At 57.6% G+C, this 18931-nt stretch carries 28 protein-coding genes; 18 read left to right on the top strand and 10 right to left on the bottom strand.

The genetic code is table 11. The features are described from left to right. Positions 1–71: 71 nt before the first annotated feature. The 4 genes from DIC75_RS10280 to DIC75_RS10265 all read right to left on the bottom strand — a co-directional run bounded on the left by DIC75_RS10280 (position 72) and on the right by DIC75_RS10265 (position 2571). Positions 72–320 carry a type II toxin-antitoxin system HicA family toxin gene (locus DIC75_RS10280; protein ID WP_250987953.1) on the bottom strand — a complete coding sequence of 83 codons (249 nt, stop codon included), beginning with the start codon at positions 318–320 and terminating at the stop codon, positions 72–74. Further along, positions 313–1761, bottom strand: a complete 1449-nt coding sequence (locus DIC75_RS10275) for a DUF4062 domain-containing protein (RefSeq protein WP_250987952.1) — start codon at positions 1759–1761, stop codon at positions 313–315. Before DIC75_RS10275 ends, DIC75_RS10280 begins: the two co-directional genes overlap by 8 nt. A 235-nt stretch (positions 1762–1996) precedes the next feature. Continuing rightward, positions 1997–2311 carry a hypothetical protein gene (locus DIC75_RS10270; RefSeq protein WP_250987951.1) on the bottom strand — a complete coding sequence of 105 codons (315 nt, stop codon included), beginning with the start codon at positions 2309–2311 and terminating at the stop codon, positions 1997–1999. Further along, positions 2308–2571 (bottom strand): hypothetical protein, encoded by a 264-nt coding sequence (locus DIC75_RS10265; RefSeq protein ID WP_250987950.1) that lies wholly within the window; start codon positions 2569–2571, stop codon positions 2308–2310. Before DIC75_RS10265 ends, DIC75_RS10270 begins: the two co-directional genes overlap by 4 nt. A 399-nt stretch (positions 2572–2970) precedes the next feature. Between DIC75_RS10265 and DIC75_RS10260 the strand changes: the two genes are divergently transcribed. The 3 genes from DIC75_RS10260 (at position 2971) to DIC75_RS10250 (ending at position 4230) form a co-directional block, all read left to right on the top strand. Continuing rightward, positions 2971–3669, top strand: coding sequence for a ribonuclease III family protein (locus DIC75_RS10260; RefSeq protein ID WP_250987949.1), 699 nt, complete (start codon positions 2971–2973; stop codon positions 3667–3669). Between the two features lie 77 nt (positions 3670–3746). Next, positions 3747–4013 carry a type II toxin-antitoxin system HicB family antitoxin gene (locus DIC75_RS10255; protein WP_250987948.1) on the top strand — a complete coding sequence of 89 codons (267 nt, stop codon included), beginning with the start codon at positions 3747–3749 and terminating at the stop codon, positions 4011–4013. Continuing rightward, positions 4000–4230: a type II toxin-antitoxin system HicA family toxin gene (locus DIC75_RS10250; RefSeq protein ID WP_250987947.1), complete on the top strand. Its 231-nt coding sequence runs from the start codon at positions 4000–4002 to the stop codon at positions 4228–4230. The genes DIC75_RS10255 and DIC75_RS10250 overlap by 14 nt, the downstream gene beginning before the upstream one ends. Before the next feature lie 62 nt (positions 4231–4292). On the opposite strand, the gene DIC75_RS10245 is transcribed toward DIC75_RS10250, so the two are convergent. The 5 genes from DIC75_RS10245 to DIC75_RS10225 form a co-directional block, all read right to left on the bottom strand. After that, complete coding sequence (locus DIC75_RS10245; protein WP_250987946.1) at positions 4293–4517, bottom strand: type II toxin-antitoxin system HicA family toxin; 225 nt, start codon at positions 4515–4517, stop codon at positions 4293–4295. Next, complete coding sequence (locus tag DIC75_RS10240) at positions 4510–4773, bottom strand: type II toxin-antitoxin system HicB family antitoxin (RefSeq protein WP_250987945.1); 264 nt, start codon at positions 4771–4773, stop codon at positions 4510–4512. Before DIC75_RS10240 ends, DIC75_RS10245 begins: the two co-directional genes overlap by 8 nt. Before the next feature lie 103 nt (positions 4774–4876). Then, complete coding sequence (locus DIC75_RS10235; RefSeq protein WP_250987944.1) at positions 4877–6793, bottom strand: AAA family ATPase; 1917 nt, start codon at positions 6791–6793, stop codon at positions 4877–4879. 271 nt (positions 6794–7064) lie between these two features. Then, a complete protein-coding gene (locus DIC75_RS10230) occupies positions 7065–7532 on the bottom strand; it encodes a hypothetical protein (RefSeq protein ID WP_250987943.1) in 468 nt (155 codons plus the stop codon). Further along, positions 7529–7792: a hypothetical protein gene (locus DIC75_RS10225; RefSeq protein ID WP_250987942.1), complete on the bottom strand. Its 264-nt coding sequence runs from the start codon at positions 7790–7792 to the stop codon at positions 7529–7531. The genes DIC75_RS10230 and DIC75_RS10225 overlap by 4 nt, the downstream gene beginning before the upstream one ends. A 376-nt stretch (positions 7793–8168) precedes the next feature. On the opposite strand from DIC75_RS10225, the gene DIC75_RS12300 reads away from it, so the two are divergent. The 15 genes from DIC75_RS12300 to DIC75_RS10155 all read left to right on the top strand — a co-directional run bounded on the left by DIC75_RS12300 (position 8169) and on the right by DIC75_RS10155 (position 18250). After that, positions 8169–8396, top strand: a complete 228-nt coding sequence (locus tag DIC75_RS12300; protein ID WP_352151828.1) for a type II toxin-antitoxin system HicA family toxin — start codon at positions 8169–8171, stop codon at positions 8394–8396. Beyond that, positions 8396–8614, top strand: a complete 219-nt coding sequence (locus DIC75_RS10220; protein ID WP_250987941.1) for a type II toxin-antitoxin system HicB family antitoxin — start codon at positions 8396–8398, stop codon at positions 8612–8614. Before DIC75_RS12300 ends, DIC75_RS10220 begins: the two co-directional genes overlap by 1 nt. Positions 8615–8862: 248 nt before the next feature. Then, a complete protein-coding gene (locus DIC75_RS10215) occupies positions 8863–9066 on the top strand; it encodes a hypothetical protein (protein WP_250987940.1) in 204 nt (67 codons plus the stop codon). 55 nt (positions 9067–9121) lie between these two features. Beyond that, complete coding sequence (locus tag DIC75_RS10210; protein ID WP_250987939.1) at positions 9122–9334, top strand: type II toxin-antitoxin system RelE/ParE family toxin; 213 nt, start codon at positions 9122–9124, stop codon at positions 9332–9334. Between the two features lie 249 nt (positions 9335–9583). Next, complete coding sequence (locus DIC75_RS10205; RefSeq protein ID WP_250987938.1) at positions 9584–9811, top strand: hypothetical protein; 228 nt, start codon at positions 9584–9586, stop codon at positions 9809–9811. A 21-nt stretch (positions 9812–9832) separates the two neighbouring features. After that, the gene (locus DIC75_RS10200; protein WP_250987937.1) at positions 9833–10114 is read left to right on the top strand and encodes a type II toxin-antitoxin system RelE family toxin; all 282 of its coding nucleotides are present in this window, start codon (positions 9833–9835) and stop codon (positions 10112–10114) included. Positions 10115–10126: 12 nt separating this feature from the next. Beyond that, complete coding sequence (locus tag DIC75_RS10195) at positions 10127–10801, top strand: B3/B4 domain-containing protein (RefSeq protein WP_250987936.1); 675 nt, start codon at positions 10127–10129, stop codon at positions 10799–10801. 73 nt (positions 10802–10874) lie between these two features. Beyond that, on the top strand, positions 10875–11267 hold the full coding sequence (locus DIC75_RS10190; RefSeq protein ID WP_250987935.1) for a VOC family protein: 393 nt from the start codon (positions 10875–10877) through the stop codon (positions 11265–11267). Between the two features lie 169 nt (positions 11268–11436). Next, positions 11437–12624: an ATP-binding protein gene (locus DIC75_RS10185; RefSeq protein WP_250987934.1), complete on the top strand. Its 1188-nt coding sequence runs from the start codon at positions 11437–11439 to the stop codon at positions 12622–12624. Further along, on the top strand, positions 12608–14266 hold the full coding sequence (locus DIC75_RS10180) for an AAA family ATPase (RefSeq protein WP_250987933.1): 1659 nt from the start codon (positions 12608–12610) through the stop codon (positions 14264–14266). Before DIC75_RS10185 ends, DIC75_RS10180 begins: the two co-directional genes overlap by 17 nt. 226 nt (positions 14267–14492) lie before the next feature. Further along, complete coding sequence (locus DIC75_RS10175; RefSeq protein WP_250987932.1) at positions 14493–15782, top strand: ATP-binding protein; 1290 nt, start codon at positions 14493–14495, stop codon at positions 15780–15782. Positions 15783–16247: 465 nt separating this feature from the next. After that, entirely contained in the window at positions 16248–17003 is a 756-nt protein-coding gene (locus DIC75_RS10170; RefSeq protein WP_250987931.1) for a 4Fe-4S binding protein, read from the top strand. A 114-nt stretch (positions 17004–17117) separates the two neighbouring features. After that, positions 17118–17705 (top strand): class I SAM-dependent methyltransferase, encoded by a 588-nt coding sequence (locus DIC75_RS10165; protein ID WP_250987930.1) that lies wholly within the window; start codon positions 17118–17120, stop codon positions 17703–17705. Between the two features lie 60 nt (positions 17706–17765). Then, positions 17766–18062, top strand: coding sequence for a GNAT family N-acetyltransferase (locus DIC75_RS10160; RefSeq protein WP_250987929.1), 297 nt, complete (start codon positions 17766–17768; stop codon positions 18060–18062). Then, positions 18062–18250 carry a GNAT family N-acetyltransferase gene (locus tag DIC75_RS10155; protein WP_250987928.1) on the top strand — a complete coding sequence of 63 codons (189 nt, stop codon included), beginning with the start codon at positions 18062–18064 and terminating at the stop codon, positions 18248–18250. Before DIC75_RS10160 ends, DIC75_RS10155 begins: the two co-directional genes overlap by 1 nt. A gap of 26 nt (positions 18251–18276) precedes the next feature. Here the strand turns inward: DIC75_RS10155 and DIC75_RS10150 are convergent, their stop codons facing one another. Next, positions 18277–18579 (bottom strand): DUF4405 domain-containing protein, encoded by a 303-nt coding sequence (locus tag DIC75_RS10150; protein WP_250987927.1) that lies wholly within the window; start codon positions 18577–18579, stop codon positions 18277–18279. Positions 18580–18931: the final 352 nt, after the last annotated feature.

Below are 18931 nucleotides of genomic sequence, written 5' to 3'. Positions count from 1 at the left end.
AGGTATCTCGGCGAACAAAGAAGGATCGATCAGAGAGCAGAGATAAACAAATTTCAAAGCACTGAGATGCGTTACAAAAGATCCCCAATCTCTTCCCGCTCAATCCCGGCCTGCTTGAGGATCTCCAGGAGCGTGCCGGCCGGAAGATCCCGCCCGTGCACCGGGACGACGGCCCGGCGCTTTGTCTCCGGGTGATAAAAGAGGTGGTGAACTTGCACCTGATCTTTTGCCACCTCTTTCAGCCTGCCTTCACGCATCCCCTGGAAGGAGACGACGACCAGCATCTGCGCGAAAATCCCACGCTCACCGACGCTACTCATCTCCGCCTTCAGTAATCTCCCAGCGGCCACCTTTTGCCGGGCCGATGCGTTGCACCTTTCCGGACTGTTTGAGTTTTGCGAGTTGCATCTCTATAGCCCGGGTGCTCTTGCCCAGTGCTTCGGCCATCTCCGGTATGGTGATCTCTGGCTGTCGCCGGATCATGTCCAGGATTAACCCCGAAGTTTTCCCCGAAGTTTTCCCCGAAGTTTTCCCCGAAGGTTCTTCCCCTCCCTGGACCCGGCGAACGATCGTCCGGAACCCATCACTGACGGCAAACTCCGGCTCCGGCAGACCTGCTTCGGAGCAGCGGCGGATCATGTCCCGCGTCCCCGTGCCCATCCGCTCGATGTAGCCGGCGAGGTACATCGGCTCGGCGAGGAGGGGGTTCGCCGGCACCGAGCCGTGGGCCTGCCGGAGTTTCTCGAGCGTCAGGGACGGCGGGAGGGTGCCCGGGTTCCAGACCTCCAGGCGGTTGGCAAAGAGCATCACCTGGACGCTGCCGTTGCTGGTGTAGTCGCGGTGGGCGACGGCGTTCACGATCGCCTCCGCCACCACCTCCTTCGGGATCTCGTAGCGCACCGGCGCCTGCGGCCCGGCCTCGCGGGTGCCTACCGAGAGGGCGATCTTGCTGAGGACGAAGTCCACCGCCGCGTCCACGAGATCGAAGACGGTGCCCTTGTAGACCTGGTAGGAGGGGATCGGTTTGGCTACCTCGGTGCCGTGGAAGTGGGCACACTTGATCTCGGAAGAGAGGAGATATCGTTGCGGTTTTTTCCCGAAGAGGAGAACCGCGGCGTTCGTCACCCGGCCGTCGTCAAGCAGATTCAGGTGCTCCAGCAGTTCAGCGGGAGAGGCATCCCCGGCGAGGGGGAACCGGCGGGTCGCTCTGGCCGTGCGGATGAACCACGCCATCCGTTCGGGATCTAGGTCGTCGAGCGTCGCCTTCGTGCACGGGGCCGCGTCGAAGGGGCCGGAACGGATGAGCTGCTTCTCCTCCAGGTACTCAACGAGCGCCGCATACAGCCTGGCGACCAGTTCCGAGGGGGTGTTGAACCGCTTCCGGATCAGCCCGCCCTCTGCCCTGTGAACAAGCGCACGCATCTTCGGGTGGCGTGCGGCGTCGTCCGTGCCCCTGACGTAAATGAGCCGGTACTTCCCCTCGGCGGTGGCGAGGTCGAACTCCCGCTCGGTCGGGGAGAGCCCTCCGGTGTTCTCGGAACCGTAGTCGTTCCCGAACAGCCCGACATAGATGTCGCAGCGCCGGACTTCGTCGAGGTATGCGACGTCGGTGCGGCGGTCGGCGGCGGGGAGTTCCTCAAAGAGGAAGACCTCAAAGAAACGCCGCATCAGTGCGTCGCCCCGCAGGTAGTCGCGGAGAGCCGCCCGCTCGTCGGCGAACTCCTTCTGCACGCTGCTGATGAAGATGCGGACGGGGTTCATGCTGCTGCTCTTATAGATGCGCCCAAACGAGTCCGAGCGCCGATCTTTCCGACTGCCATGCCTCCCCTCTGTATGCCTCTGATTTCTTTCTGAGTATTCTCTCGGGAGTGAAGAAGAATCTAATGCCGGTCGATCGCGGCATCCTCTCGCGAGAGGGGTATCGTCGCGCTACCATATCACATCATGTATCCGCCGCCGGCGAGGACCTCGATCGCCCGGCGAACGTCACCGCGCATCAGGCAGCCCCCGGCACGAGGGGGAAGAGCGGGGCGGAGACGGCCTCCCCGCGGGCGACCCGCTGGAAACTGACGAGCGGGATGATGTAAGAGCCGACGCGGGTATGGAGCATCACCGCCTTGCCGGAAGCGTTCATCGCCGCGTGCCCCTTGATGGCGGTCCCGCCGGGGGCCGCCTGCGTGATCGGGATCACCCGGCCGTAGAAGAGGAGGTTCCTGAGATCTCCGGCCTCGATCAGGTAGCGCTCCGCCTCGACGGAGATCCGGAGCGCTCCGCCGGCACTGTGGCTGAGCGTGCCCGGCTCCGGGATCATGGCCGCCCCCGCTCGACGCTGATCGCGTACTGGTGGTTCCGGGTCCGGCGGACGTTGATCTCCCGCACCGCCCGGCCGTGCCGCCGGATCTCGTCCGCCACCGCTCGCGGGACGAGGAAGAGCGGCACCGGGGAGACGTTTATCTCTTCCGGTGAAGATGTACCAGTGGCGGCCTGGCCGACGGTGCGGTCACACTTCTGGTCCGGGCTGCCGCCGCTGGTTTTCTGTTCGGTCTCTCTATCGACTGTTCTCTGCTGCATGGTTCTGTACCTCACGCACCGGGATGGTTCCCGGCGCATGCATCATCCTCGGGAACCGGGGGTTAAAAGGGTGAGCCAATGGCCCTGAACGGAACGACAGGCTCCATATATGCGTTTCTTTATTGCGAGGATGTGAAACCGGGGGACCGGCCCGGGATTTCCAATCGGGGGCAGGAGCCGGGAGGATCACTAATCCGGAATTGTTCGGCCACCCGCAGGCGACCACATTGCAAGCCCTGGTACGATAATAACGTCTCTTTTCGCGGATCACTTCACGCCTTTTCTCTCCGGAAAACCGGTTCTTCCTGCTCGCGGGCTCACCGGCAAGGACGATACCGGGAGCAGAAGCATGGAGAGCAGAAAACCAATGGTTAAATCGCCATAGGTGCATCGACATCTATGGAAGAGTCCCAGAAGGCGAAAATACTCGATATTCTCCGTGGTCCGTATTTCAGGATAGAACCTCACGAAGATTCCCTCGCTCTTTACGATACAGCACTCACACACAGCTCATTCTCCAACGAGAGGAAACAGGAGAACATCCCCTGCGAAGATAATGAGAAATTAGAGTTCTTCGGCAATTATCTCCTCGATTTTGTAATTGCCGGATATCTGCATGACTTTAACCTGTATGATCCCAAAGAGATGAACAAACGGATGAAAATAACCGCGAATGCAAATCTGGCAGATGTCGTCGTGAGAAATAATCTCAAGATCGACGACGCGATACGCTTCCGGGGATGCAGGAAGCCGACGATGAAGATGACTGCCAATGCATTTGAAGCGTTTATTGGAGCAATTTATTATGCTGAAGGGATAGAAAAGGCGCGGGAGGTTATCCTTGGCATATTTGCTGAAGAGATCAAGACCTTCGATCCTGAGGGCAACTATGCAGGCAGACTTAAAGAGTATGTTGAACGGCACCCATTGGGGGAATTAAAATACCAGCCTTTCTCCGAGGGCCCCGACCACAAGAAGGTGTGGAAAGCGGCTGTCTGTCTTAACGGGAAAGAACTTGCGCAGGGTATCGGTTGCACCAAAAAGCGAGCCGAGATGGATGCTGCACGCAAGGCCCTAAAGGAATTACCCGCCGGATAGTCGTTTCGAGAAATTTTCAGAGACTTTCCCGCGGCATCGTGTGCACACTCATAACAGACGAGATGGCTGGCCAGGATATGTTGGTCAAGTATTATCACGACAAAGAGAGATGCTATTCTATCGGTGAGATTATGAGGACGTTCACGGCCGTGCTTTACAGGGAAGAGGATATGTATGTCGCGGAGTGCCCGGAGGTCGGCACCGTCAGCCAGGGCAGGACGGTTGAAGAGGCGGTGGCCAACCTCAAAGAGGCTACGGAGCTGTACTTAGAGGAATTCCCGCTGGAAGACGGGAGAAAGCCGATCATCACAACGTTCGAGGTGGCCGAGGGTGCCCGGGCTTAAACCCACCTCGGGCGAGACGGTGATCAAGATACTCTCGAAACAGTACGGATTCGTCGTAAGCGGGCAATCCGGGAGCCATGTTCGCCTTTCGAAGGCGACGCCCGATGGAAAGGTAGGTACGGTCGTTCCGTTGCACAACGAGTTGAAGCTCGGTACACTTCGCAGTGTCCTGAAGCTGGCGAAGATCGATCCTGAGGATTTTGCCCGGTATCTTTGAGAGGGGCCTTCTCGGCTGGCCGCAGGCTGCGCTGAACCTGTCCCGTATACCCGGTTAACGTTTTACAAAAGATCCTCAATCTCCTCCCGCTCAATCCCGGCCTGCTTGAGGATCTCCAGGAGCGTGCCGGTCGGGAGGTCCCGCCCGTGCACCGGGACGACGACCTGGCGCTTCGTCTCCGGGTGATAGAAGAGGTGATGACTTCCCTTCACCCGGTCCAGCACAAATCCCTTCTTTCCTAGAATCTTGATGATCTTCTGGGCCGTGAGTACCGGAAGTTTAGGCATGGGCTTCGACGGTGAGGGTGTATTCCAGCAGTCCTTCCTCGGTGGGGATTTCCTCACCTCTCGCTAGCATGCCCTCAATGTAGAGTTCAATGGCCTCCCGTGCCATCGCAATAGCTTCATCGACGGTCTCTCCGAAGGTGACACAGCCGGGAAGGGTCGGCACAATAACGGTATACCCGCCTTCCGGCTCCTTCCGGAGGAGGATACGGTAATTCAGGCTTCTCATCAGATTGCACCCCTGCTCGTGATAATACATTACCCGATGACGTATAAAGGGTATTCGTGCAGGTGTCACTCTGCTGGCTGAGATATATCGAGAAGCATATCTCTTCTCAAAATACCCCTACGAAAGTTGAGATTCACCTTTCAAGATGCTCAAATTGCCTATACTTCGCTATCTGTGACTTTACTAGCGAAGGTTTGATCTCCTCAACCTTCCACAGGAGTATTTCCATGTCAATCTCATCGCGGTCGAGATCGACAGCAGCCCGAGCAGCCTCTTCGGCAATGAGGGCGATATCTGAACTGGCATAGTTTTCCGTTAGCCGTGCTAATTCATCCAGATCAATATCTGATGCGCACGGTCGGTCAGTTAAACCATTCCTGAAGAGGGCTTTTCTTGCGTCATGGTCAGGCGGAGGGATGTATACGCGTTTATCCATTCGGCCAGAACGCATGATTGCGGAGTCAATCAGATCGGGTTGATTTGTAGCACCAATAACCAGCACGCTATGCTTACTCGCGTTATTCAGCTGTGTTAAGAATTCGTTGATCTCTTCCTGTCGGTGACTGTCCGAAGAAGAAAGGTTCTCCCGTTTTGGAACCATCCCTTCAATTTCATCGAAGAAGAGAATGGTCGGCGCATGATCAATTGCTTCCTGAAACTTGGTTGCGATATTCTGCGCTGTTCCATGCATGTATGAGGAGCCAATGCTTGAGTGGTGTACTTCGATGAAAGTGAAGCCGAGCTCTTCAGCCAGTTTCCGGACGATAAAGGTCTTGCCACAACCAGGAGGGCCGTAGAATAGAATCCCATTTGGAATGGAAACTTTGAATTTCTTGTATTTTTCGGGATTCTTGAGAGGCTGAATGACATCCCGTATTAATCTCTCCTTCAGTTCTTCCATTCCGGCGACACACGCAAAACCTTTGGGAGCTTCACCCATGTTCTCGCCGGAACCTTTCCTGTAGGGGATAGGTTTCTTTGGTTTAGGTGAAATTTTAGATTCTTCAACAGTTAAGTCACTGGTATTTGTTGGTACGGCGGCATCTGAAGACGGATTTATTGATGTGGGAGTTCTTTCTGTATTGCTACTTGATACAGTGGCGTCAGAGAACCCATAACCAGTATCTGTTTGAGGACTGTCCTCACTATTCTCTTCGATCGTATTGATGGCATTATTTAATTCTTCAATAAATGGATCGCTAACAACATTTGGATCGATCTTTAAAGCTTTATTCTGTGCAATAAGCGAACTCTGCTCCTCTCCGAGTAGATCTAAAATAATGTACTTTGTATACCACGCTACAGCGTTATCTTCATTGAATTTTAAGATCTCATTGAGAGATTTCAGTGCATCTTCGTATCTTTCAAGTGCGATCAGACATACAAGTTGCTTAAAATATAGTTCGGCCTCTGTGTCGTTCAGTTCCAATGCCGTGCTATACGCTTCAATCGCTTCATCTGCTCTTTCAAGCGCTAAGAGAGCGTCGCCCTTTCCGGCCCATGCATCGGCAGAATGCCAGTCTGTTCTTAATGCGGCTTCAAATGCGCCAAGTGCCGCTTGGGAGTTCTCCAAAGCGAGTAATGCTTGGCCTTTCCAGACCCAAGCGGTACTGTTACCATCATCAAGTTCAAGAGCATTATCGAACGCTTTTATCGCCACCCGATGCTTCCCCATATCGATTAATAATAAGCCCTTGAGGATCTCGAGATATGCGAATATCAATTGCTTATATTCACGTAAATCGATGGAAAAGTATTCCGCAAGATCATAATAAGTACTGTATGTATCCTGAATATTTACCAGAGAGTCTAATGCGATTTGTAACTCTCCGTCTTCTATTTGATAGTTTATAAGATCGGTGATTAACTCATAGCTTTCACTAAATTTTTCTCCGGCTTTCTTAAATGCAGAAATGGCTGCGGAGGTATTCCCTCTATTGATATAGTATTGTGTATCCTCAATTGCCTGAATTAATTTTGAGTAAGGATCGTTAAACTCGTCAAACGGATTATTACTCTTCTTCCGCCCACCTATGAATCTCTCGAACATTGTACAACCTAAAAATCAGATATCTATGAGAAGGGATAAGATTTACGAATTTTTTCCTATGCGAGAGTCACGGGATTTTAAAAATGGGAGGAGTGATCCATTTACACGCTGTGTCCAGAAATATTTGAAGCAATTCAGTAGAGCAAGCAGTACGAAACGTCTTCCCGTGACACTATCACGGCAATATATTCCGCGAATTTATTAATTAGAGACTGTAAAGGGGGTAGCACCTTGGCATAGTAGAGGCCGCGGGTTCGATTCCTGTGCAGTCTTAGGGAGTTGAATCCCTCAGATAGGTGCTCAAACTCTCACTCAATAATCGGTCACTCTCCGAAACAAGCCCCAAAACCGGCGCCCTCACCTCCTCCCCACACGCCACCCGCTGGAACGAGGCGAGCGGGACGATCCAGGCCCCCGCCCGGGTCCGGATCACCACCGCTCTCCCGGCGGGGTGCACCGCCGCATGCCCCTCGATCGTCAACCCGGTCACACCCTCGCACCGCTCCCGCATGACCGGCGCCGGCCGGCCGGAAAAGATCAGTCCCTTTACATCCCCGGCCTCGATCCGGTAGCGTTCTCCCTCCACATCGACGATGAGCCCGCCGGCCGCCGTACAGGCGAGGGTCCCCTGCGCGATGGTTCTATCGGACCGGAGCGGGAGAAAACCGAAGGTTTTCGGGTTGCGATGCTCCATCAGGAGCGGAGCGGAAGAAGCCGAAGGCTTCGACTCCCGGGTCATCCCCGCCCCCGCTCGACGCTGATCGCGTACTGGTGGTTCCGGGTCCGGCGGACGTTGATCTCCCGCACCGCCCGGCCGTGCCGCCGGATCTCGTCCGCCACCGCTCGCGGGACGAGGAAAAGCGGCACCGGGGGCACGCTTATCTCTTCCGGTGAAGATGTACCAGTGGCGGCCTGGCCGACGGTGCGGTCACACTTCTGGTCCGGGCTGCCGCCGCTGGTTTTCTGTTCGGTCTCTCTATCGTCTGTTCTCTGCTGCATGGTTCTGTACCTCACTCACCGGGATGGTTCCCGGCGCATGCATCATCCTCGGGAACCGGAGGTTAAAAGGGTGAGCCAATGGCCCTGAACGGAACGACAGGCTCCATATATGCGTTGCTTTATCGCGAGGATGTGAAACCGGGGGACTGCCACGGGATTTCCAATCGGGGGCCGGAGCCGGGGTGATCATTAATCCGGAATTGTTCGGCCACCCGCAGGCGACCACAGTGCAAGCCCTGGTACGATAACAACATCTCTCTTCGCGGATCGTTTCACGCCTTTTCTCTCCAGAAAGCCGGTTCTTCCTGCTCGCGGGCTCACCGGCAAGGACGATACCGGGAGCAGCCCTCCGACGTTGAGCCTTGAGGAACCGGATGTGGGTTTCTTCGGCTTTCAGGGGTGGGAGGTCGGAACAGAACGCAAGAAACATGAGCATCCTCATACAGTATTTTTACACGGGGCAACCAGGGGCAGCCACCGGCAGTATAAGCATCCGTCAAAGTCTGGTAGGATTACCCTCGCCGGGCATCCGGCAGACGATCTTGCTCCTGGAACGCTGAACAGCGCTCTCAAACAGGCAGGGCTGAAAGGGAGGAATGAATAATGTATCGATTTCTTGTCATCGTCGAGCAGACCGACGGCAACTACTCGGCGTACTCCCCGGACCTTCCGGGGTGCGTGGCGACCGGAGCGACCCGTGAGGAAGTGGAAGAGCGGATGCACGAGGCGATCGAACTCCACATCGAGGGTCTCAAGGAGGATGGATTCCCTATTCCGCCGTCACGGTCTTCAGCTATCTACGTAGCGGTCGGTAGAGGGTGAGCCCCCTCGATCACCGGCACCTTCTTTTCCAGAATCCAGATGACGTTCTGCGCCGTGAGCGCCGGAAGTTCAGGTCCACCGTGCCCATATCCGCAATGGTAACGCCCCAATCTGCATAACAGGCATACCTGAGGCTCTTCGCTCCTGATAGCGGGCAGACGTCTCCCGAACCGTCAGAACTCACTCATTTTTCCATCGGCTCACTCGCGTGCGACATTGTAAATATGGTAAGCACTTACAATACTATCATGACTGCAACCAAGAGGATTCCCGTCTCGGAAGGGGTATGGGCGGAGATCTCCGAGCTGAAGCACCCCGGCCAGACCTTCGATGACCTCCTCTCCTCCATGGTGGAGCAGGAGAAGAAGCGCCGGTTCATCGAGGATATGGACCGCATCGAGGCCGAAGGGGATTTCGTGGAGCTGGAGTTTGACGTTCCGGATACTGATTAATCGCAAGGCCCTTGAGAGCATCCGGAGCCTCAGCGAAAAGAGTCGGCGGATAGTCATGGAGAACCTGAAAACCCTGCAGGAAGACCCGTATCCCGGCAGCGGAAGCGATAAGGAGCGCCTGCACGTGCACGGGCGCGAAGACACCTATAGACTTCATATCAGCCGGACCTTCACGGCATTCTATCGCATCCATGAACCCGAAAAGGAAGTCCATGTTCTTGCCGTGATGTCGATCGAGCAGGCGCACAAACGGTATGGATGGTTCTGACGTATCTCCACTCTTATTACTGTCACCCAATGCTGCCCCGCTAACGCTGTGCTCCGTCCCTGTCACGATCGGCGGCAACGGGACATTATGCCGCAGGATCAACCCGGAGCTCGACCGGGAACCGAACCGTTATCTGCTCTCCGGTCTCGAAATAGCGGCGCTTTCCGTGGACGGCACCCGGATGATCATATGGCACATTGTGGCAAATGTGCACAATTATAAATATCACGCGGACCCAAACTCAGATACATGTCTTCCAGCACGAGTGGAGCCGGCAATATCAAGCGTATTCCCGTGAAAGAGCCCACCTGGAGGGACCTGCACAACCTCAAGGAAGCCGGGCAGAGTTACGATGAACTGCTTGCCGGGATGATCCGGCGCGAGCAGGATTACCGGGACTGGCAGATGATCGCCGAGATTGATGAGACCGGCGAGTTCGTAGCCTTTGACCCGGACGATATCCTGCAGGACGACTGACGCACCGGGGAGCAGGAGAGCGTGTTTGCTATTGTCATCGAGCGAAGGGCACGAGAGTTCGTAAAAAGGCTCCCTCTAAAAACCCGGCGCATCATCGTCGAAAAGATCCTGGAACTCAAGGAAGACCCGTTTCCGGGAGGAAACAAGGAAAAACTCGAGTACCCTAACCCTCCTGCAGTCTATCGCCTGCATATCGGCAGGTCTTTCACGGTATTTTATATCATCGAGCATGAGGAGAGCATCGTCAAGATCGAGAAGATCATGACGATCGAGAAGGCCCATAAAGAGTACTCCCGCAGGTGAGGAGGGCGGGTCATGGAGATTCATAAGGAGATTCTTGCCACCTTCCCCGGTCTGTCGGTTGCAGAAGGTGATGTCGGACCGCTGTCAATTCAAGAGAAGAGCCCGCCCCTAAAAGCCCTGAAAGACGAGATCGTCCGCTCGGTAAGAGAACAGTATACGCTTGAGCAGGTCAGAGATGAACCTATTTTCAGGGCGTACAGGGACTTCTTCTGGAGGGTGGGCGTCGATCCAACCAAAACACGGCCCGCCTCGGAAGCGCTGGTGAGAAGGATCCTGGCCGGGAAGATGCTCCCGACGATCAACACCGCGGTAGATGCCTATAATCTGGCCTCGGTCCGGACAGGCATACCCATTGCCGCTTTCGATGCCGATACTCTGGGCGGGAGTCTCTCCATGAGGTTTGCAGAAGAGGATGAAGAGTTCCTCGGCATCGGGATGGCAACACCCGTCATTCTCCATAAGAACCAGGTTATCCTGACAGATGAAGACGCGATCGTCGCCATCTATCCGTACCGTGACTCGGATGCAACAAAGATTACCCTCGCCACAAAGATGGTGCACATTGTGGCATGCGGCGTGCCGAAGGTTGAGAGAGAAGGTATATTCGGCATACGAACTGGCTGTCGCATACCTGCAGGAACACGCTTCAGACAGTCGGTGATATGTGCGGGGGATAAGCTGGAGTAGCGGCTCGTTCCGGGGATAATTCGGACTGATTAGTTGCCGAAACAGACATATAGTTCTCCGAATATGGTCGACTATGAAGATCATACTGACCAGTGTATTTGTAGACGATCAGGACAGGGCTCTGAAATTCTACACCGAAGTGCTGGGCTTTGTGAAGAAGAGCGATGTTTCCGCCGGAGAGTACAGGTGGCTTACCGTCGTTTCTCCCGACGACCAGAACGGGACCGAGCTTTTGCTTGAGCCGAACAGCAATCCGGTAGCACAGGCATACCAGAAAGGAATATTTGAACAGGGCATCCCTGCCGCGTCCTTTGGTGTTGAAGACACCCATGCGGAATATGAAAGGCTGAAAGAACGGGGCGTGAAGTTCACGATGGAGCCGACAGAAGTTGTCGGCCGGGTGACCATAGCGGTCTTCGACGACACCTGCGGCAATCTCATTCAGATTCAAACGATGCCGAAATAAGGTATTTCATTGGAGGCAGCCATCTCCAGAACCGGTGGAACTTCTCTATTTTCCACCGGGTTGCCCGCGTGCAGCATTGTATGATCTGATCCCCCACCCCCCGGAACACAAAACATAACAAAATCGTTATATAACAGATATGTTATACAACATCTTCATTAGGTGCTACATGTTGCCTGTAGGTAGTCCCGCAACGGGAGACGACTTCATCGACCGCGAACGCGAGACCGCGTTCATCCTGGATACGATCGAGAAAGACCACGTCATGCTCGTCGCCCCCCGGCGGTTCGGCAAGACCTCGATCATGCGAAAGATCGAGAGAGACCTCGCGAGCAGACATAAGCCGTGCGTCTTCCTCGAGGTCGAGAGCGTGAACTCGCCGGGGGAGTTCATCACCGATCTCGTTACGGCGCTGATCGAGTGCGGGGGAGCAAACCATAAGACCCGGTTCTTCTCCGCTCTCGGGAAGGCGTTCGCCCGGCTGCAGGAGAGCATCGACGAGATCGAGACCCCGGTCTTCAGGGCAAAACTCCGCAGCCGCCTGAGAGCGGAGTTCTCGGACGACTGGCACGAGAAGACGAAGAACCTGGACGCCATCTTTGCAGAGGTCGACGGGCCGGTCTGCATCATCTTAGACGAGTTTCCGGTTGCAATACAGAATATGGAGGCCGACGACGCACGGAAGTTCCTGCACTGGTTCCGGCGGCTGCGGCAGGTCTCGCCCGGGGTGAGGTTCATCGTCGGGGGCTCGGTCAGCATCGACCACGTCGTCTACGACGTCGGCGGAACCCCGGTCATCAACGACTTCCGGAGGGTCAGCATCGACGGGTTCGAAGAGGACGTCGCCCTGTCCGTCGTCGAACAGGTTTTCCGGGGAGAAGGCTGGGAGTATTCTCCGGAGATCGGGCGGGCCGTCCTCGACTGCGTGGGCGACCCCTGCATCCCATACTTCCTCATGATCGTCCTCTCCGGCCTGAAGGAGGAGGTCGACATCTCCGGAGGGGCGCCCTCCCCGGCGCTGGTTGATCAGGTCTACAACAAAAGAATCCTCGGCAGCGAGGGGCGCCACTACTTCGAGCATTATTCGCGCCGTCTCCAGATCACCTACTCTGATGCGGAAGCAAAAGCCGCACGCGCCATCTTAAGCGCGGTGAGTGCCGCAGAATCCCTGCCTGCGGTCATCGCATACGATATCTTCAGGCGGAGCACCGCATCAGAGAGCGAAGATGCGTTCTTAGCGCTGCTGGCGCAGTTGAACCACGATTTTTACGTCACCTCGGATACTCCCGGCGAGTTGCGGTTTTACTCGAAGATGTTAAGAGACTGGTGGAGGATTTACCATGCCGGCACCTGGTAGCTGTTACCGTTACTTCCCCGCGGCCCTGGACCGGGAAACGCTCCGGTACCTCCTCGTCGGCCGGGAGAAGCTCCTGGAGGGCATGCTGGAAGAACTGGATCAGGCATCCCATAGCGGAACGCCGCGGTTCTTCCTCCTGGCCGGCTCCCACGGCGCCGGAAAATCGCACCTGCTGAGCCTGCTCTACCACAGGGTTCGCGACGACCTCTCCGGGCGGATAATCCCCGTGAAACTCGCGGAGGAGGAGTATTCGATATTCAGAGCGTCGGACTTCTTCTTGAGGGTGCTCGAGGAGACGGGGGTCGATACTTCGGAGATCGTCGCGCTCAACGACGACCCCCTGATCCGCGACGCCGCGGTCGATACGCTCGCTAAAGCGGCCGGAGGAAGACGGATCGCGATATTCGCCGATAACGTGCACGAACTCTTCAACCAGATGGATAAGAGTGAGATCCGGGCGCTGCGATCGATATTCCAGCGGAGCGATCTCTTTTCGGTGGTCGCGTCGGCAACGTCGATCTTCCCCGGGATATCGGATCACGACGAGCCCTTCTACAATTTCTTCCGGGTCTTTCACCTCCGGGGACTCGAACTCGCCGAAGCGAAGGAACTCATGAAGAGGGTCGCACGGCTGGACGGCAACACCGCCTTCATCGAGAACTTCTCCGATTCCGAGCCCGGTATCGAGGGACTGCTGCACCTCGTCGGCGGCAGCCCGCGGCTGGCCGTCCAGGTGTACGAGACCGCCTCGAGAGCCGGGACCGATGATATGGGGGCTGTCTTCTTCAGGCTGATGGACGAGCACACGCCCTACTACCGGGAGGTCTTCCGGAGGCTTCCCGGGCAGCGGAGGATCATCTTCGATACCGTTCTCAGCGCGGATACCCCCATTACGCCGAAGGATATCGCGGAGCGCGCCCGGCTGAACCCGGCGACGGTGAACGCGCAGCTCCGGAGGCTGGAGGCGGACGGGTACGTAGTCTCCCGCCCGATGAAGAAGAGGACGTCGTATGAAGTCCGGGATCGCCTCTTCTGGCTCTGGCGGGCGATGCGCAGATCGGCCGGCCGGGACAGGATAGGAACCTTCATCGAGTTTTTAGAAGCCTGGCACGAGCGGCCGGCGGTCCCCGAGGAGTTCCCGGGGGTCATGGAGGGCGAACCCCTGCAGGAGCCGTCGGCCTCGTATACCGCCGGGGAACGAGCCGATGCGCTGGCGGCGATCGGGAAGGCGCAGCCGGGAGACCCGGACGAGGCAGCGCAATTAATGCAGCTCGCGCTCGATCTCGCACGGGAGGCGCTCCTGGACGGAAACGAGACGAACGGCCTCTCCCTGATTGGTGAAGCGTACAGGCACGCGGAGCACCTGGACCCGGACACGGTGCAGCGGATTACAGCGGGTTTCCTGAAAGAGATCGTCGGGAAGGGGCAGGTCTCCGTGATCAAAAGCGCCGTTCGTGAGATCATCGCGTCCGGGGGTGTCGTGCTTGAGGGGTTCTTAAAGCCGGTCACGGATGCCGTAGAGATCGTCGAGGCGAGCGATACGAGGCTGTATTACACGAGACTGCAGCCGGAAGAGAGAGCGGTCGTTGCCGGGATTGTCCGGGCGATCACGAAGTCGGAGGATCTGGTGCCGGGGATTTAGGTTCTACCGGTTTGAGGGCGTATGGGGTCCGGCCCGGGTGCGGGCGAGGTCTTTCGTGCCGGCGCCCTTTCACCGCTCTCCCCGGAGGTGACGCACCCCGGAAGCGCCGGGACGGTGATGGTATCCCGGCATGCCTTTGAGAGAAGGCCCCGGGGATCACCTATTTAGCTCGATTATACCCCAGTGAAAACAAACATTTATGCCGGAGTATAGTCCAACAAACCATATGCCCTCGGTTCTCGACCTCCTGACCGCCCTCAACCCCTGGTGGAGCGGCAGACCCTTCGAAGCGGGTATACGGCGGGAGAAGTACTTCACGAAGATACAGAAATACCTTGAGACCGGGGAGATCGTCGTCCTTACGGGAGTGCGCCGTTCGGGCAAGACGACGCTCCTCTTCCAGATCATCGACGACCTTATCCGCAACCGCCGGGTCGATCCGCGGTCGATACTCTTCGTGAACTGCGACGAGCCGGAGATTGCCCGCCTCGAAAACCCGCTTGAGACCCTGCTTGAGACCTACCGCAGGGACGTGTACGGCGGCGATGCGGTCTACCTCATCCTCGACGAGATCCAGACAATCGAGGGGTGGGAGCGGTGGGTGAAATCACTCTACGACCGGAAGCAGTTCACCCTTGTCATATCCGGCTCGACGTCGTATCTCCTCGATTCAAACCTCTCGACGCTCATTGCCGGGCGGTACCTCCCGGTTCACGTCTACCCGCTCGACTTTGCGGAATACATAATCTTCTCGGGCGAGGACCTGCCGCACGATCCCGTCACGCTCGCGGCGGCGAAGTACCGGCTCCTGCACCTGCTCGGCGAGTATCTCAGGGAAGGGGGCTTTCCGCAGGTCGTCCTCCAGGACGACGAAGCGGTCCGGCGGGACCAGCTGAAGGCATACTACGACAGCATCGTCTATCGCGACATCGTGCGGGTCAACGAGGTGCGGAACCAGAAGGCGCTCGGAGATCTGCTCGTATACTGCATGACGAACGTAACCTCGCCCTACTCCTACCGGAACCTCCGGGAGGTGCTCGGCATCGATTTCGAGACCGTCAGGGAGTACCTCTACTACGCGGAGAAGGCGAAGATCCTCTTTGAGGTCCAGTACTTCAGTTACTCGCTCAAGACCCAGAGCCGGAACAACAAAAAGATCTACTGCATCGACAACGGTCTCAGGAACGCCGTATCGTTCCGGTTCTCGGAAGACGAGGGAAAGCTTGCGGAGAACCTCGTCTTCATCGAGCTTAAGAAACAGGGTCGTGAGGTCTACTACTGGAAGAAACAGGGTGAGGTCGATCTCGTCGTTAAAAATCCCGACCGGTCGCTCTCGGCCATCAACGTCTCGTATACGGACGCTCTCTCCACCCGGGAGGAGAAAGCACTGCTCGAGTTTGCAGACCTCCACGGCTCCGGGGTGCGGGAGTGCACCATTCTCACGAAGGATACGGAGAAGAGAGAGGGGGCGGTCCGGTATGTCCCGCTCTGGAAATGGCTGCTCGGCGCCGGTTGAGATCGACCGTTTGTCTGTCCAGGCGTCCCGGAGCTCTGCCGGTATCTCCTGCCGATCACGGCCGTCGTGCGGCGGTATCAGTCCCCGGCCGCCTGTTCGGCCTGCGGGACGCCGTCCGTACCGGGCCCGCCTCCGAATACCCGGGATACCGCGACGGCGAAGATCGGGGTGCCGAGGACGAGCGCCAGCCCCACCGCCTGTGCGAGGGGCGGATATCCCCCGTACGGCGTGCCGAGCCTGTCGACGAGGTTCGTGGCGACTGCGACGACCAGGACGGCGGGAACGTGCCCGGGTTCCGGACTTCGGGCCGCTGCATTTCCGCGTCGTGCGGGGGGTGCCTCCGGGGAAGAAAAGCAACCTCGCCGCCATCTCCACCCCAGAATATAGCGAGGAAAACAATTCCATGACAGCCTCACCAATACCCTGATGAGGCATTCACACCCATGCATTCCAGGAAGTGCCGGGATGGATCTTGCGACGTTCTTTAGAGATGAGGGAGTCGACGTCTTCGCCCGGGTCGGCATCGAGGATCTCACCGATGCGGACAGGGCATCGGTCCTGGAGTTCTTCCCGGCCGCCCGGTCCGTGATCGTCTTCGGGAAGGAAGTCCCGGTCCCGGTGTACCGGATGCCGCAAAAGGAGAAGACCCGCGAGATGCTCCGGATTGCAGAGAGCCTGGACAACGCTGCCGTACGGCTCGCCGGCTGCCTGGATGCGGAGCATATCCCGTCCCGTCCTATCCCGCTCTACCTGCCCGTGCGGATTGTCGACGGGAGGGTGCAGGGAGTCGTCCGGCTGAAGCATGTTGCAGCGGCCGGGGGGCTTGGGGAGATCGGGAAAAACACCGTTCTCCTCACTCCCCGCTTCGGTCCGCGACTGTTGATGAGCGGTGTCGCGACCGGAGCCCCGGTCCAGGAAGCAGGAATTGGCGGCGTGGCAGGAGAAAACCCTGCGCCGCTCTGTACCGGATGCGGAGCCTGCATCCGGGCATGCCCGGAAGGGGCGATCGGCCCGGACGGTGTCGACGCGTTCCGGTGCCGGACCGTGCGTGCATGGATCCCGCCCCCGGTTGTCCCGGTCGTGAAGTGGCTGCTCCGGCGGCAGTTGCTGCTCAGGAGTGTGGCCCCGCTTGCGCCGTTGATCGCCAGGACGGCAACGATCCGGTGCAGCCTCTGCGTCACCGGGTGCCCGGCGTTTTCGGGAGTTGAGGGGGAGAGATAAAGGCCGGATCTCTCTGCCGTGAGCGTTCGCGAACCCCGCTTCCGATCCGATATCCGGTTCTGCCCGCTTGAATACTGCAGAACCGGTTAAATCGCCCCCGGATCAATATAACCTATGGATATCTTCGATTCGGTCTACCGGGGCACCCCTCCCTGGGACATCGGCCGCCCCCAGCAGGCGTTCGTCGAGCTCGCCCGTGCGGGAGAGGTTACCGGCTCCGTCCTGGACGTAGGGTGCGGAACAGGGGATCACGTTCTCTTTTTTGCGGAAGAAGGGCATGAGGCGTTCGGGATCGACACCGCCTCTCTTGCGATCAGGAAAGCTGAAGAGAAGGCGGCCGGAAGAGGGCTGCAGGCGCACTTCCTTGTCTGGAACGCACTGGACCTCCCCGGACTCAACAGGAAGTTCGATACCGTCATCGATTCCGGCCTCTTCCATACCCTCTCCGACGAAGACCGGCCGGTCTTCGTGGAGAGCCTCGCGGCCGTTCTCGCCCCCGGCGGGAACTACTTCATGCTCTGCTTCAGCGACCAAAATCCCGGCGAATACCCTCTTCCAAGGAGGATCGCGAAGAGTGAGATACGGGATACCTTCCGGGACGGGTGGTCCGTCAATTACATCCGGCCGGCGGTCTTCGAGAATAGCATCCAGGCCGAAGGACACCATGCCTGGCTCGCGTCGATAACCCTGCCCGGGGAATAGCGGGAACGGATTCCCCGGAACGATTATCCCGCAAGAAGCACCATCTCTCTCGCGAGGATCATGGCCGAGCAGGATGTCCCCCTCCGGAGATTCCGCCCCCGGGACTTAGAGGACGTGAGCCGGCTCGTCACCGGGACGATAGAGGCTTCGTATGCGCCGGTATACCCGCGGGAGGCGATTGACTTCTTCCTCGAATACCACACCGTAGAACAGATCATGGAGAACGCAGATCGGGGCTGCACCTTCGTCCTCGAACCCGGCGGCCGGATCGTCGGCACCGGAACCCTGCTCGGCACGACGATCAAACGGGTCTTCGTGCACCCCTCCCGCCAGCGCAGGGATACGGCGCCCTCCTGATGCAGGCCCTGGAGAGGGAGGCACTCGATCGCGGTGTCAGAAGAGTCGATCTCTCCGCTTCGCTTCCGTCGAAACGGTTCTACGACGTGCTGGGCTACACAACGGAATGCGCGGCGTATATTCCCGTCCGGAATGGGAAACGACTGGACTACTACGCGATGACAAAGACCCTGGATGAAGACCGATAGGCCGTATACTCCGGAGCCCCTTCACGTTATTGGTCGCCCGGCGGTTGTGCATTGCTCGTTTTATTTCGGGTAAGGTACCTGTCGATATGCCGGAAGAACTTCCAGTGCAGGAGCAGGTGGACGATTATCAGGGCGGCAAACACGAGACTTGAATTGTCGTGCATGACGACCCACTGGCTGCGGGGGATGTCGAGGAATAATTCCCATCCGCTGCCCGCCCCTCCTCCGGAAGGCAGGACAAGATAGAGCACGAGTCCGGAAATGACCGAGGGAATAAACGTGATCAGGCACCCGATGTCGACGAGCGCGTTGATGGTGATCTGTTTCATGGTCATCCCTGTCATTTTTAAGATATATACCCGGCGCATCCCGATGGTATTGCATCAGCATTCCGGTGGAGTATTCCGCTGCCTGACCGGGCAGGACGCCGGGCCTTCCGGTTTCCGCGGCAGAAGACCCGGAGCACACGGGTGCGCTTGAAGTTCCGCCCCGGACAGACAGGCGTCCACCGGACGTACCGGATTCGCTCACGTTTACCGGGAGACAATAACGCTATTTTGCGGCGGCAGGGATTGGATCTGCCCGCCGGCAGTAGCGGAAGACAGCCCGGCATTACATTACTCAACGTTATTCGGCAGGATCCGATCCCGCTGCATCCGTCGCCGGAAACGAATAAAAAAC

The organism is Methanoculleus oceani, from assembly GCF_023702065.1.
GTDB lineage: Archaea > Halobacteriota > Methanomicrobia > Methanomicrobiales > Methanoculleaceae > Methanoculleus > Methanoculleus oceani.
This window is presented reverse-complemented; position numbering and strand designations above follow the sequence as displayed.